At 63.1% G+C, this 14,657-nt stretch carries 13 protein-coding genes and 1 pseudogene; 10 read left to right on the forward strand and 4 right to left on the reverse strand.

Translation table 11 applies throughout. The annotated features are described in order from the left end of the window. The first annotated feature begins 140 nt into the window (after positions 1-140). From tsaB to DQ405_RS10095, 10 genes and pseudogenes are all read left to right on the forward strand, one after another. On the forward strand, positions 141-818 hold the full coding sequence (gene tsaB / locus DQ405_RS10050; RefSeq protein WP_168424095.1) for a tRNA (adenosine(37)-N6)-threonylcarbamoyltransferase complex dimerization subunit type 1 TsaB: 678 nt from the start codon (positions 141-143) through the stop codon (positions 816-818). A gap of 58 nt (positions 819-876) precedes the next feature. Beyond that, a complete protein-coding gene (locus DQ405_RS10055; RefSeq protein WP_241729911.1) occupies positions 877-1,239 on the forward strand; it encodes a hypothetical protein in 363 nt (120 codons plus the stop codon). 17 nt (positions 1,240-1,256) lie between these two features. Then, the gene (locus tag DQ405_RS10060; protein WP_168424096.1) at positions 1,257-2,138 is read left to right on the forward strand and encodes a DUF72 domain-containing protein; all 882 of its coding nucleotides are present in this window, start codon (positions 1,257-1,259) and stop codon (positions 2,136-2,138) included. A 44-nt stretch (positions 2,139-2,182) separates the two neighbouring features. Then, positions 2,183-2,875, forward strand: a complete 693-nt coding sequence (locus tag DQ405_RS10065) for an extensin-like domain-containing protein (RefSeq protein ID WP_168424097.1) — start codon at positions 2,183-2,185, stop codon at positions 2,873-2,875. 55 nt (positions 2,876-2,930) lie between these two features. Beyond that, positions 2,931-3,707 (forward strand): class I SAM-dependent methyltransferase, encoded by a 777-nt coding sequence (locus tag DQ405_RS10070; protein ID WP_168424098.1) that lies wholly within the window; start codon positions 2,931-2,933, stop codon positions 3,705-3,707. Between the two features lie 123 nt (positions 3,708-3,830). Continuing rightward, positions 3,831-4,250, forward strand: coding sequence for an HPF/RaiA family ribosome-associated protein (locus DQ405_RS10075; RefSeq protein WP_168424099.1), 420 nt, complete (start codon positions 3,831-3,833; stop codon positions 4,248-4,250). Positions 4,251-4,579: 329 nt separating this feature from the next. Then, positions 4,580-4,840, forward strand: a complete 261-nt coding sequence (locus tag DQ405_RS10080) for a hypothetical protein (RefSeq protein WP_168424100.1) — start codon at positions 4,580-4,582, stop codon at positions 4,838-4,840. Between the two features lie 158 nt (positions 4,841-4,998). Then, positions 4,999-5,247 carry a DUF2789 domain-containing protein gene (locus DQ405_RS10085; protein ID WP_168424101.1) on the forward strand — a complete coding sequence of 83 codons (249 nt, stop codon included), beginning with the start codon at positions 4,999-5,001 and terminating at the stop codon, positions 5,245-5,247. A gap of 122 nt (positions 5,248-5,369) precedes the next feature. Beyond that, positions 5,370-6,974 (forward strand): catalase, encoded by a 1,605-nt coding sequence (locus DQ405_RS10090; RefSeq protein WP_168424102.1) that lies wholly within the window; start codon positions 5,370-5,372, stop codon positions 6,972-6,974. A gap of 135 nt (positions 6,975-7,109) precedes the next feature. Beyond that, positions 7,110-7,933 (forward strand): annotated as a pseudogene (locus tag DQ405_RS10095) (inositol monophosphatase family protein). Between the two features lie 129 nt (positions 7,934-8,062). Here DQ405_RS10095 and DQ405_RS10100 read toward each other — a convergent pair. The 4 genes from DQ405_RS10100 to DQ405_RS10115 are packed head-to-tail and all read right to left on the reverse strand — an operon-like array spanning position 8,063 to position 14,522. Then, entirely contained in the window at positions 8,063-8,551 is a 489-nt protein-coding gene (locus tag DQ405_RS10100) for a DUF3597 domain-containing protein (RefSeq protein WP_168424103.1), read from the reverse strand. A 52-nt stretch (positions 8,552-8,603) separates the two neighbouring features. After that, positions 8,604-10,193: an efflux transporter outer membrane subunit gene (locus tag DQ405_RS10105; RefSeq protein ID WP_168424104.1), complete on the reverse strand. Its 1,590-nt coding sequence runs from the start codon at positions 10,191-10,193 to the stop codon at positions 8,604-8,606. Further along, positions 10,186-13,350: a multidrug efflux RND transporter permease subunit gene (locus DQ405_RS10110; protein WP_168424105.1), complete on the reverse strand. Its 3,165-nt coding sequence runs from the start codon at positions 13,348-13,350 to the stop codon at positions 10,186-10,188. Before DQ405_RS10110 ends, DQ405_RS10105 begins: the two co-directional genes overlap by 8 nt. Further along, positions 13,347-14,522: an efflux RND transporter periplasmic adaptor subunit gene (locus tag DQ405_RS10115; RefSeq protein ID WP_168424106.1), complete on the reverse strand. Its 1,176-nt coding sequence runs from the start codon at positions 14,520-14,522 to the stop codon at positions 13,347-13,349. The genes DQ405_RS10110 and DQ405_RS10115 overlap by 4 nt, the downstream gene beginning before the upstream one ends. Positions 14,523-14,657 lie beyond the last annotated feature (135 nt).

The raw sequence follows: 14,657 nt of genomic DNA on the forward strand, positions 1-14,657 counted from the left end.
GCGGGCGTTTTCGTTTTCCGTTTTCGTTTTCGTTTTCGTTTTCGGGTTTCGGCCGTCGGCGGAAGGGCAGTCCATAGCTGATCGTGCACGCGCGCAGCTGCTACAATCGCCGCCCCTTTTTCCACTGACCGGAATCGCCGATGACCACGCTGCTGGCCCTGGACACCGCCACTGAAGGCTGCTCGGTCGCGTTGCTGCACGACGGCCGCGTGCTGAGCCACTACGAGGTGATCCCGCGGCTGCATGCGCAACGGCTGCTGCCGATGATCCAAACGCTCTTGGCCGAGGCGGGCATTGCCCTGTCGGCGGTCGATGCGCTGGCGTTCGGTCGTGGACCCGGTGCGTTCACCGGCGTGCGTATCGCCGTTGGTGTGGTACAGGGCCTGGCATTTGCGCTGGAACGTCCGGTGCTGCCAGTCTCGACCTTGGCGACCATCGCCCAGCGGGCACACCGCGAGCACGCTGCGGAGCAGGTGGCGGTCGCTATCGACGCGCGCATGGATGAGGTCTATTGGGGTTGCTATCGTGTACGTGAGGGCGAGATGCAGCTGGCTGGCATCGAAACCGTTCTGCCGCCGGAACAGGTCAGCCTGCCGCGCGACGCCTCGGAGAACTGGTTTGCTGCCGGCACGGGCTGGCGCTACGGCGAGCGTCTAGCGGTACAGCCAGCCGCGGTGGACGCCACGCTGCTGCCGCATGCCGAAGACCTGTTGCGGCTGGCGACTTATGGCTGGCAACGCGGGGAGGCGGTGGAGGCCGATCAGGCCCAGCCGATCTACTTGCGTGACAACGTCGCCACGCCGAAGGCCCCTCGGTGACAAGCGGCATTGCCAATTACCGGGCGGCTCGCTAGAGTCGGCCAACTTGAACAGGTGAATGATGCGCCTCAACGGTCTCGCCCCCTCAGCCTATCCCATCGAACGTCCTGCCCCGCGTGGCGGTGCGCCGGTACCCTATCGGGAAAGTGAAAGGGCGGCAGAGCAGGCGCGCGAGTCGATCGCCACCCCATCGAGCCAGGTCGACTCCACCTACGAACACCTCTCCCACCGCAACCGTAGCGAATCCATCGATTACGCCTCGGCGATGTCCGGTGATTTCATGCCGGCGCGCTTCGAAGCCATGATGGAGCGACCATTGAACAGCCGTGCGGCGCAAGCGCTGCAAAGCTATGGCACCACCGCCAGCTTCAGTGCCGATCTCGATGCACACGAGGTGCTTGGTCTGGATCTCTACGCCTGAGGCGTGGCGAACCGCGCTTGAGTCTTCCCTATTTCCTCGGTTGTCCCTCCTGGAACGACGCCGCGTGGCGCGGGTCGCTCTATTCGCCAGGATTACCGGCGACCGAGTATCTGGTGCGCTATTGCTCGGTCTTCAATACCGTGGAGGGTAACACCACGCTTTATGCCTGGCCGTCGGAGCAGAAGATCGAGCGCTGGGCGGCGTTGATGCCGGACGGATTCCGCTTCTGCGCCAAGCTGCCGCGCGAGATCAGTCAGGCATCGGATCTTCGTGACGTCCTGGACCTGGTGCTGTCGTTTCGTTCGTTGCTGGCGCCGCTGGGGCGACGGGTCAGTCCGTTCTGGCTGCAGCTGCCCGCTACCTTTGGTCCGGCTCGCCTCGCTGAGCTGGTGCAGCTGATCGATACGCTGGACCGGCCGCTGGCGGTTGAAGTGCGCCATACCGCGTTTTTCGCCAAGGGCGAGGAGGAGCGGGCGCTGAATCGATTGCTGCGCGAGCGAGGCGTGGAGCGCATCTGCATGGATACCCGTGCGCTGTTCAGCTGCCAGTCGCGCAATCCGGCGGTACTGCATGCCCAGAGCAAGAAGCCGCGGCTGCCGGTGCGGCCAGCGGCGTTCAGCGACGCTCCACAGCTGCGTTTCGTCGGGCATCCCGAGCTGGAGGCGAACGATCGTTTTCTTGCGCCCTGGCTGGACAAGGTGGCGGCCTGGATCGAATCGGGCAAGCGCCCGCATGTCTACCTGCATACGCCGGACAATCGGCTGGCGCCCGATCTGGCCATGCGTTTTCATGAGCAGCTCGGTGAGCGCCTGCCAGGCTTGCCGCCGCTGCCGGTAACGGCCATGCAAAGCGAGTCGCAGCTGTCTCTGCTGGATATCGCTGACCTGACAGGCCGATAGCGGACGCACTGCAACCTTGAAGCGCCAGCGTTGCCGAAAGCGGTATGACTTTCGGCCGTTTCTTCCTGTTGCTACTGCTCGCATTGGGCGGGTTCGTCTACGCGGTATGGCGCGGTCACGTCGACATCCCGCCGAAATGGAACCCCTGGGCCCCGCTGGATATCCGCGAGGCGCCGAACCTGCTCACGTCCTTCAAGTTACAGCGCTTGCAGGACGACCGCGCGCTGTGCGAGCAGGCGTTGACGACTTCGGATCTGGACTATGTGGCCGTGCCAGACAGCACGCCGCAACCCGGCTGTCCGGTCGAGAATGCCGTGCGCGTCACCGGCTCGGCAGTGCGCTTCAACGGCGCGTTTCTGGCGACCTGTCCGTTGGCCGCCGCTTATGCCTTGTTCGAGCGGCATGGTCTGCAACCTGCGGCGCAGGAAGTATTCGGTCAGCCGGTGGCGCGCGTCGATCACTTTGGCAGCTTTGCCTGCCGTAACATCGCGCGCAGCAACAGGCGCAGCCAGCATGCCTCGGCCAATGCGCTGGATCTGGCCGGGTTTCGTCTGCAGGACGGCATGCGCATCACCGTCGCGCGCGACTGGAAGGGTGATGATGACAAGGCGCGCTTTCTTCGCCAGGTCAAGGCGGCGGCCTGCGATGCGTTCAAGATCACCCTGAGCCCCGAGTACAACGCCGCCCATCATGACCATTTCCATGTCGACATGGGCGGTTTCGGCATGTGCCGCTGAGGCATGCCGGCCTCGCCTCTGGCAGAATGCGGCGTTTTCCGCTCGCGAGCTCCGTATGACTGCCTCATCTCCGCTGGTCCGTGTCGAAGCCCTTGCTCCTCGGTTCGCCGATGTGGCGCGCACCTGGGCGACGCGATTGGGCTTGCCGCTGCAGGCGGACGAGGCGGAGTTCGCCCTGCAACTGGGTGAAAACGGGCTGCAGTTGCAACTGCTCGGTCCGCAGGCGCCAGGGCCGGTACGGGTGGATTTCGTGGAAGGCGGTGCCGCGCATCGTCGACAGTTCGGCGGTGGCAGTGGGCAGATGATTGCCAAGGCGGTGGGTCTCCAGCCTGGCATTCGTCCCCGCGTGCTGGACGCCACCGCCGGGCTTGGTCGCGATGCCTTCGTGCTGGCGACGCTTGGCTGCGAGATGGTCTTGTTCGAGCGTCAGCCGCTGATCGCCGCGCTGTTGGAGGACGGGCTGGGGCGGGGTCGCGAAGACGCCGATGTGCGGCCTATTGTCGAACGCATGTGCCTGCTGCAGGGTAATGCCATCGAGCTGATGGAGCACTGGCAGGGCGATCCACCACAGGTCATTTATCTCGATCCGATGTTTCCGCACCGTGAAAAGAGTGCGCTGGTCAAAAAGGAGATGCGCCTGTTTCGACCTTTCGTCGGGGACGACCTGGACGCAGGCAGCCTGCTCGAACAGGCGTTGGCGCTGGCCAGTCACCGCGTGGTGGTGAAGCGGCCGCGCAAGGCACCCGCCATTGAGGGCCTCAAGCCGGGCTACAGCCTGGAGGGCAAATCCAGCCGTTACGACATTTATCCGAAGAAGAAATTGTCCGGTTGATCGTCTGCACCTGAAGCCGTGCCGTTGCGTTGGCCTTGCTTAATCTCGCCAACAGTGGCATTCCTAGCTCAGGCCGTTTGTGGCTGAACGGTGGTTACCTAGGTCGCGTAGAAGGAAGAGCATATGCAGATCCAAGTACACAGTGATAACCACATCGAAGGAAGCGCCCGTCTCGTAGACTGGGTTAGCGGAAATGTTGCCGACAAGCTGGATCGCTTCGACGACGAAGTCACCCGTGTCGTGGTGCACCTGAACGACGAGAACGGCGTCAAGGCCGGCGCTCAAGACAAACGATGCCAGATCGAGGCTCGGCCCAAAGGCCAGCAACCGGTCTCCGTGACGCACAAGGCGGCGTCTGTGGAGCTGGCCGTAGATGGCGCCATCGACAAGCTCAACAACGCCCTCAAGCATCAGTTCGGCAAGCTGCGCAGCAAGCGTGCCTCGGCGCCGACGCCTATCGAAGGCGATATTCTGGAAGTGGAAGACCGGGATGCACTGCTGGAGGCAGATTTCCTGGCTGACGAGCAGCTGCGTACCTCCTGATCAGTTCGTCCTCCTAGCCTCGCCGTACGGACGCTCGGCAGGCTCACCGCAACGCGGTTGTTAATCAGCGCAGGCACCTCCGCGGTGCCTGCGCTGTTATCGAACGAAATCCCATCCCCGCACGAACGCTCTGTTCCTCATCACGCTGTGCTGAGCGACCACCGGGCCTTTCGGACGCCGGCGGGTGTGCTATACCCATTGGAGGTACTGGACGGGGAACGCCAATCGCTGGCGTGCTAGGCCCGTGCGGACCCTGACGACAGGGGGTTCAATTGGCCGTGTGGGCGTCGCTTCAAAGCTGCCCGCGGCATTAGCAGAGAGGTAACACCATGACCATGATGCAATGCGAATACCGCGATCACGTCATTACCGCCGAAGTAATGGAGCATCCCGGCACACCGACTCCATGGGCCGGCGGTTGCCGGATCAGTAACGCTCAAGGGCAGGTCACTCGGCGTATGGCGCTTCCGGTCGGGCACGCCTTCATGGCGGAACTCGAACAGGCTCAGCGGGCTTCCATCGCCCACGGCAAATGGCTGGTGGATCAATATCTGGATCAAGGCAGACATTTGTTCGACAAGGCGGCCTGAGTTCGTTGCGGGCCGCGCCTCTGGCGAGGCCCGCTTCTTAGCTTCCGGCTACCCTGGCCTGAGCGTTCCGTTGAACTGTTGATGGCCTTGGAGCCTCTACTGGAAGTACCCGCCCGCACCCGGCGGACGCCAGATTGATCAGCCCGAGGAGCCGCTTGATGGAGCTTTCCAACAAAGACATGAGCACATTGTTCGAGCAGCTGGGCCTGCCGTCAGACCCGGCCAGTATCGACGAATTCATCGCCAGCCACGCCCCAATGCCCAACCACGTCAAGCTTGCCGAAGCGCCATTCTGGAATGATGCGCAACGTGCCTTTCTGGCTGACGAGTGGATCGAGGACGCCGAGTGGGTGCCGATTGTCGACGAACTCAATGCCCGCCTTCATGAAGAACAAGCGGCCCCCTGACCGGTAAGAGGGCCGCCTGCCGGTGATGTGAGAAACCTATCGGACCGATAACCGATCTTTTGCAGAACCCCCGCTGAGTGGCGGCGCCTAAAAATCTCCGCCTCGACTTTTCCGGAGCCGCCATGACTGAGGAACGAAACACTCTCACGACCCGACAGGGCCACCCCGTCAGCGATAACCAGAGCCTGCGCAGCGTCGGCGAGCGCGGTCCGGCGACGCTGGAGAACTACCAGTTCATCGAGAAGATTACCCACTTCGATCGCGAGCGCATTCCCGAGCGCGTGGTGCATGCACGCGGTACGGCGGCGCACGGGTGGTTCGAGCCCTACGGCACCATCGGCGATGAGCCGGCGAGCAAATACACCCGTGCCAAGGTGCTGACCAAAGCTGGCGTCCGCACCCCGGTGTTCTTGCGCTTCTCCACCGTGATCGGCGGCAAGGAGTCACCGGAGACGGCCCGTGATCCACGGGGCTTTGCTATCAAGTTCTATACCGAAGATGGCAACTGGGACCTGGTGGGCAACAACCTCAAGGTGTTCTTCATTCGCGACGCGATCAAATTTCCGGACATGATCCACGCGTTCAAGCCTGATCCTGTTTCCAACCGCCAGGAGCCCTGGCGCTTCTACGATTTCGTCCAGCACCACCCCGAAGCGTTGCACATGGTCACCTGGGTCAAGAGCCCCTGGGGCATTCCGGCCAACTACCGTCACATGCAGGGTTCCAGCGTGAACACCTACAAGCTGGTCAACGACAAGGGTGAGGCGGTGCTCTGCAAGTTCTCCTTCGAGCCCAAGCTCGGCGTGAAGAACCTCACCGCTCAGCAGGCCGCCGACATTCAGATGAAGGACGTCGGGCATGCCACCCGAGATCTTTACGATGCCATCGAGCGCGGCGAGTATCCGGAATGGGAGATGGCGGTGCAGATCATGTCCGATGATCCGCACGAAGAGCTCGGCTTCGATCCGCTGGATGACACCAAACGCTGGCCTGAAGATCAGTTCCCGCTGTTGCCGGTAGGCCGGTTGGTGCTCGACCGCAACCCGTCGAACGTCTTTGCCGAGACCGAGCAGGCGGCCTTCGGCACGGGCGTACTGGTGGACGGCATCGACTTCTCCGATGACAAGATGCTGCAGGGCCGGACGCTCTCGTATTCCGACACCCAGCGTTACCGCGTCGGCGCCAATTACCTGCAACTGCCTATCAACGCACCAAGAACGCCCGCTGCGACCAATCAGCGCGACGGTGCCATGGCGCACTTCGTCGACACCGGCGGCGAAAACCCACACGTCAACTACGAGCCCAGTTCGATGGGTGGGCTCAAGGAAGCGCCCAAACCCAAGCCTGACTATCACCAATGGGTCGAAGGGCACCTGGGGCGCTATCAGACCACTAAAACGGCCGCGGACTATCGCCAGACCGGCGAGCGTTACCGCAGTTTCGAGGATTGGGAGCGTGACGACCTGATTGCCAACATCACCGCAGACCTCAAGGAATGCCCTGAGGAAATCTGCCTGAGGATGATTTGGCATTTCTGGCATTGCGATCCGGATTACGGACAGCGCCTGGCTGAGGGTGTCGGCGTGGACATCGAAAAAGCCAAGGCGCTGCCGCCCTTGGAGGGGCGTGCCGCACCGGGGGACGATTTGGCGGGGGCAACCTACAGTAGCGGCGAGACCGAAGGCAGCGACAAGCACAACGCCACCCAGCCCAGTGTGAAGCGCTAGCTGTCAGGTGCGGCAGTGGCGGTCCGCTGCCGCACCTGGTGTTTGCCCGCTGGTGGCAATTCACTAGAATTCGCCGTTCCCGCGCGTGCGCCAGCCCGTACCAGATCCGTTTCATTCCGTTGTAAAAGGACCATCATGACTTCCGACCAACCGGCCGCCAGCGATCTCGATATCGCTGCCCGTTATGCCTGTGCCAAAGCCCTCTCTCTCGAGGCGGCACAGCTGGGCATGGACTACTACCGCAAGCGCGAGGCGCTCGCGGTCGAGCACAAGGGCGACGATTTGCAGGACGTGGTGAGCATCGCGGACAAGCAGATCGAAGATTTCATTCGCGCCCGGCTGGCCGAACGCTTTCCCGAGGACGGTTTCCTCGGCGAAGAAAGCGGCTCGGCCGACCTCGGCGCCCGCTGTGTCTGGGTGATCGATCCCATCGACGGCACGGCCTGTTTCGTCAATGGGCTGCATAACTGGTGCGTGTCGATCGGCCTGCTGATCGACGGCGAGCCGCATCTGGGCGCCATTGCCGACCCCAACCACAACGAGCTGTTTCATGGCTGTCTGGGCCAAGGCGCGTTCGTCAACGACATGCCTTTGAAGGTGAGCGGCGCTACCCACGTGGGCCAAGGCGTGACTGCCACTGGCACCTTTCACCCGCGCGGCAAAGAGCATTTCATCCCCTTCCTCGAGAAGCTGCTGGCTGAAGGCGGGATGTTCTTTCGCAACGGCTCCGGTGCACTGATGACCGCTTACGTGGCGGCCGGACGCTGCTCGGCTATTACGAGACCGAGCTTAAAAGCTGGGATTGCATGGCAGGGCTGGTGCTGGTGAAAGAGGCGGGTGGCCAGGTCAACGACTTCTTCCGCAATGACGGCTTGCTACGTGGCAATCCTTATCTGGTCGCCTGTCCGGGCGTTTATCCCCAGTTGGCCGGAATGATCGGACCATCGCTAGACGGTTGAGGCCGACGTTCAGCTTCAGTTCGCGAGCAAGCTCGCTCCTACGGGCATGGTGTTGCGCTTATTCGTAGAAGCCAGCTTGCTGGCGATCAGGCTTACCGCTTAGCGCCGACCGCCAATCCAACCATTCGCTCAGGCGCGTAGCTCCGGCGGAACCGTGCCGCCGTGCTCGGCGAGCTTGTGCATGACGGTGCGGTGCAGCCAGACGTTCATTTGCGCCGAGTCGGCCATCTTGTCAGGCGGGCAACCCAGTTCGGTGGCGAGCTCCTTGCGTGATTCCAGGCTGCTATCGAGGCCCAGCAGCTTGAGCAGATCGACGATGGAGGTGCGCCAGTTCAACTGCTCCGGATGGTTCGCCGCCATGCCGTCGAGTTTGGCCGGTACGTCAACGGCATTGGTGGTGCCGCCCGCGGTGCCTACCGTGCCGGTCATGCCAGTTGCCGATCCGCCGGCAGCGGGGGGCGCGGTGGTGGCGTTGTTGGCCGTGGTGGGTCGCTCGGAATCCACAACCGTATCGGTGGCGTGCTGATTGGAGCCCGAATCTGGCGCGGCAGGTTTGTGTGCTTCGTTGCTTACGCCGCCCATGCCCAGTTTTTCTTTAATCGTGTCGAACAGGCCCATTGCATGATCCTCGGATGATGTAGGTCTTCGTTGGACCTTCGCGGCGTTCGGGTCATTCAGCTCCGCATGTCGGAAGAGAAGCATCGGCGCAGCCGTCTGTCTGCCGGCCGGCGGAAGCCGCAAGCGGTTGGGTCGATGTACCTCCACCAAGAGAGACATAGAGCGCGACCAGATTCTGCACCTGCGCGCGTTTGACCTCGATGAATGCCTGTTCGGCATCGAACAGATTGCGTTCGGCATCGAGCACCTGCAGGTAATTCACGGCCCCCTCGGCATAGCGCTCACGCGCCAGATCGGCGATGCGCCTCAGCGTGGCGACATTCTCCTCTTGCGCGACCACCTGCTCAGCAAGATAGCGCCGCCCTGCAAGCGCGTCGGCGACTTCACGAAAGGCGGTTTCGATGGCGCGTTCATATTCGGCGACGGCAATGTTCTCGCGCGCTTCGGCGACCGTCAGGTTGCCGCGGTTGCGGCCGAAATCGAACAGCGGCAGGCTGATCGAAGGTCCGATGCTCCAGGTGCGGTTGTCCCGGCTGATCAAGTTGTCGAGTTCATTGGAGACGTAACCGAAGCTGCCGGTCAGCGAAATCTGCGGAAAGAACGCCGCGCGCGCCACGCCAATATTGGCACGCGCGGCGCGCAAGGACCGCTCGGCGCCGATGATATCCGGGCGCACCAGCAACAGTTCGGAGGGCAGCCCCGCGTCCAATGTCATCGGGTCAACCTGTTCGCTTAGCGGTAACGGCCCTGGCACAGGCTGTTGCAGCGGGCCGCCTACCAGCTGGGTGAGATAGTTTATTTGCTCGGCCCGCAGCAGGCGCAGGCTCGACAGCTCGGTTTTGGCCTGCGTCAGTAACGCCTGCGCCTGATTCAGGTCCAGTGCCGAGGTGATGCCGGCATCGAAGCGCACCTGCGCGATGCGTAACCCATCGCGGCGGCTCTGCAAGGTTGCCTCGGCAAGATCAATGCGCGCGTCGGCGCCGCGTATAGCCAGGTAAGTCGAGGCCACGTCGGCAATCAAGGACAGCTGAAAGGCGCGCTGCGCCTCGATGGTGGACAGGTATTGCGCGCGGGCGGCTTCGGTGAGATTGCGCACCCGACCCCAGAAATCGAGCTCGAACGCAGTAATGCCGAGCCCCACCGAGAACCGCTCTGTCACTTGACTGCTGGAGCCGGTAGAGAGGCCGCTCGTTCCGCCCGGTGCCGAGCCGCTGCCAGAAGAGCCGGTGCCGGCCGCACCCGTACCGCCAGTTGGGAAGCGGCCGCGGCTGGCGTCGGCGTTGGTGGCCAGGGTGGGGTAACGATCGGCGCCCTGCACACCGAACTGCCCACGGGCTTCTTCGATACGCGCCACGGCGATCTGCAGGTCCCGGTTGCGCCGCAATGCTGCATCCATGTAGGTGTGCAGGCGCTGATCGTTGAGAAATTCCCGCCAGGCAATTTCGTTGGCCTTCGCTTCGCCGTGCATCGGTTGGTACTCGGCCGGATACTGCGCTGCGCTGGGCGAGGGTGGTTGTTCATGTGGCGGGGCGAGCTGACAACCAGCAAGCAGTGCGGCTATGAACAGGGGCGCGACCCGAACAGGCCGTTGGAAAACGACCCGCGTTGGCAAGACCGCGTTTTTGAACGGCCCGTCATGCATTGTTCGACTCCTCTCGAGCATCGGCCGGGCGCGCCTTGTCTTCGGCGGTCGGCGGGCGGCGCTTGGTCAGCCAGCGGCGCACCGAGAGATAGAACAGCGGGATGTAGAACAGCCCTAGCACGGTGGCGACGATCATCCCACCCATGACCCCGGTGCCGACCGCGATTCGACCGGCCGCGCCCGCACCGGTCGACAGCACCAGCGGCAGCATCCCGAGGATGAAGGTTAATGAGGTCATCAGGATAGGTCGGAAGCGCAAACGCACCGCGTTCATCACCGCATCCGTGAGACTTTTCCCATGCCCTTCCTCCTCGATGGCGAACTCGACAATGAGGATCGCGTTCTTCGCCGACAGGCCAATGATCGTGACCAGTCCGACGTTGAAATACACATCGGCCGACAAGTCGCGCATCATGGCGAACAGCACCGCGCCGAGCGCCCCGAAGGGCACCACCAGCAGCACGGCGATGGGCACCGTCCAGCTTTCATACAGCGCCGCGAGGACCATCAGCACTACCAGCAGAGACAGGCCCAGCAACAAACCGACCTGTCCGGAGGCCTGCTGCTCCTCCAGCGAGGCGCCGGTCCACTCGTAGCTGAAGCCTCCTGGCAGCTCGGTCGCCAACCGCTCCATCTCGGTCATTGCCTCACCCGTGGACGAACCTGGCGCGGCGCTACCGGAGAGTGTCAGCGCCGGGTAACCGTTGTAGCGCTGCAGCTGGGTCGGGCCTTCGGTCCAGTTCACCGTGGTGAAAGCGCCGAAGGGCACGCTCTCGCCCTGATCGTTGATCACCTTAAGGTCCAGTACGTCTTGCGGGGTCATGCGATAGGGCGCATCGGCCTGAAGCAACACCTGCAGCACCCGTCCGTCACGGTTGAAGTCGTTGGCGTAGGCGCTGCCGAAAGCCATAGCGAGGGTCGCATTGATCTCGTTGATAGAGAGCCCCAGTGCGCGCGCCTTGATGCGGTCGATATCGACCCGCAGGCGCGGCGCATCGTCAGCGCCTTCGGGGCGCACGCTCTGCAACACTGGGCTCTGACCTGCCTTGGCCAGCAATTGGTTGCGGGCATCGAGCAGCGCCTGGTAGCCCCGACCGCTGCGGTCTTCGAGCTTGAAGGTGAAACCGCCAGCCACGCCCAGGCCGGGAATCGACGGCGGGTTCAGGGCGAACACACGCGCTTCCTTGATCTGCGAGAAACGTCCCATGGCCTCGCGTACCAGCGCCTGGGCCGAGCCGTCGTCTCCGGGGCGCTGCTCCCAGGGAATTAACCTCACGAAGGACATTGCATGCGCCTGTCCCTGGCCGAAGAAACTGAAGCCGTAAACCGTGATGGCATCTTCCACCAGCGGATGATCGGCATAGAACTCCTTGACCTGCTCGATGGCTTCCTCGGTGCGCTTGACCGTGGCGCCAGGGGGCGCCTGGATCACCGTCATGAGCGAGCCCTGGTCTTCGTCCGGGAGAAAGGCGCTGGGCATGCGCAAATAGAGAAACGCCGTCAGCGCCAGCAGTCCGGCGAACGCCAGCAGGAACCAGAGCGGTCGCGCGAGCATGCCGCCAACAGCGTGGTGATAGCGATCAGTGGTGCGCTCCATCCAGCGGTTGAAGGGCGTGAAAACACGCTGACTCAAACCGGGCTTCTGTTCTTGCGGCCTCGGTTTGAGCAACGCAGCGCAAAGAGCGGGCGTGAGCACGAGCGCCAGTACCGTCGAAGTGGCTACGGCAATCGACAGGGTCGCTGCGAATTGGCGATAGATTCCGCCGGTCGAACCGGGAAAGAACGCCAGCGGCACGAACACCGCGATCAGCGCCAGCGTCGTACCGATGATTGGCGCCGTCACCTGCTCCATGGCTTTGACCGTGGCCTGATACGGCGGCAGCTGTTCTTCGTCCATGATCCGTTTGACGTTCTCCACCACCACGATGGCATCGTCCACCAGGGTGCCGATCGCCAGCACCATGCCGAACAGGCTCAGCAGGTTGATCGAGAAGCCGGCAATCCACAGCCCGAGGCAGGTACCCGCCAGTGTGATGGGAATGACAATGGTGGGGATCAACGTGGTGCGCCAGTTCTGCAGGAACAGCAACATCACCAGCACCACCAATGCCATTGCCTGCAACAAGGTCACCACGACCTGTTGGATCGATGAAGAAATGAACGGCGTCGAGTCGAACGGCACGCTCCAGGCGACGTCCTCGGGAAAGCCTTCGGCCAGCTCGCGCATCCGCTGTTTGACGGCGGCGGCGGTATCCAGCGCGTTGGCGCCGGGCGAAAGCTGTACGGCAAGGCCCGCGGCTGGTTGACCGTTGAGCTCACTGCGAAAGGTATAGTTCTGTGCGCCCAGTTCGACCCGGGCAACGTCGCGCAGCCGTATGGCCGAACCATCCGGGCCGGCACGCAAGATGATTGCCGCGAACTCCTCCGGTGTGCTGAAGCGATCGCGGGTTTCCAGCGGTGCGTTGATCTCGATGTTCTCGGCCAGCGGCAGATCACCCAGCGCGCCGCCTGCGGATTGGCTGTTCTGCTCCTGTACTGCCGCCAGTACGTCGGTGGCCGACAGGCCAAAGCTTGCCAGGCGGTCTGGATTGAGCCAGATGCGCATGGCGTAGGCGGTGTAGAACTCGCGAATGTCGCCCACACCCTGAACCCGACGCAGCTCGTCGAGCACGCGTGTTGTGGCGAAATGGCCCAGTTCCAGCGTGCTCATCGTGCCGTTCTCGGAAAACAGCGAAATGATCAGCAGAAAGTCCTGTGACGCCTGGAACACTTGAATACCCTGGCGGCGAACCTCCTCGGGCAGGCGCTGCTCGACACGGCTCAGGCGGTTCTGAACCTCCATCTGGGCGACGTCGATATCGGTCCCGGCCTCGAACGTCAGTTCGATGGAAGCGCTGCCGTTGGAGCGACTCGATGAGTCCATGTAGAGGAAGCCTTCTACACCGTTGAGCTCCTGCTCGATCACCTGGGTGACGTTGGTTTCCAGCACCGACGCGTCCGCGCCGGGGTAGGTGACGCTGATACGCAGGCTCGGCGGCGCGATACTCGGGTACTGCTCGATCGGCAGCGAGCGCACGGCCAGCAGGCCGCCAAGCAGAATGCCCAGCGCGATGACCCAGGCGAAGACCGGGCGGCGAATGAAGAAGGCAGGAGTCATTGGGCCGATCCGGAGGGCGACGACGGTTCGGGCGGCTCCTTGCGCTCGTAGGCTATGGTTCGTACCGTTGCGCCGCTACGGACGTTGCTACCGCCCTCGACGATCACCACGTCGCCGGCTTTCAGGCCGTCTAGGATGATCCAGTCGCTGCCTTGTAGCTCGCCCGGCTCTATCTCCTGTGGCGTCACCTTGTCGTCGCCGTTGACCAGCAGCACTCGCGCCGCCTGGTCGTTGACCATCACCGCGCGCTGCGGAATCAGCACGCCGTTCGGGCGAGTACCGGCATTGACCCGGGCGCGTACGAACTGGCCGGGCAACAGCAATCTGTCAGGGTTGGGAACTTCGGCGCGCACGGCCACGGTACCGGTGTTCTGGTCGATGCTCATGGCGTAGAAATCGACATAGCCCGGGTGCGGGTATTCGCTGCCGTTCTCCAGAATCAGTTTCACCTCGACACGCCCGTCGTCCGGCAGCTTCAGGTGTCCGGAGGCGATCTGCGCGCGGATTTTCAGAAGGTCTGAGCTCGATTGCGCAAAGTTCACGTAGACCGGTGCGAACTGCTCCACGGTCGTCAACAAGGTGCCTTCGCTGCCGCTGACCAGCGCGCCCTCGGTGACCTCGGCGCGCCCTGCACGGCCTTCGATGGGCGACTCGACGGTGGTGTATTCCAGGTCGAGTTCGGCTGATTGCACGTTGGCCTCGGCTTGTGACACGTCTGCTTTAGCCGTGCGCAGCGTGGCCAGCGCGGTGTCGTATTCCTGCTGGCTGATCGCCTGCTTGGCGACCAGACCTTTGTAGCGCCTGACATCCTGCGCCGCATTCAGCGCGGTGGCTTCGGCGCGTTCCAATGCCGCCTTGGCGGCCTTGAGGTTGGCGCGCATTTCTCGCGGGTCGATCTGGAACAACGGCGTGCCGACTTCGACGTCGGTGCCTTCCTCATAGAGCCTTTGCTGGATGATGCCGTCGACCCGAGCGCGAATTTCAGCCATGCGTACGGCCTGGACGCGTCCTGGCAGCTCGATGATATTTGCGATCGGCTGCGGATCGACCGTGATGACCTCCACCTCGGGCGGCGGGGGAGTGGGTTGGTCGGCATTCTTGTCTTCCGAGCAGGCAACCAGCAGAAACGCGGTGGCCACCATCAACGCTGGGTGTCTCAGTAACTGCCTCATTCAGTCTGGCCTTTGTTGGGCTTTCGCACGGCTTCGCTGCGCGATTCCGCGCGGACTTATACTCGACCGCCGTGGGGCGAACGCGGTTCCGGCAAACTTCTGCTGGCGGCCGTCGGCCCTTGCGGATCGCGGCCG

Source organism: Pseudomonas sp. SST3 (assembly GCF_003325755.1).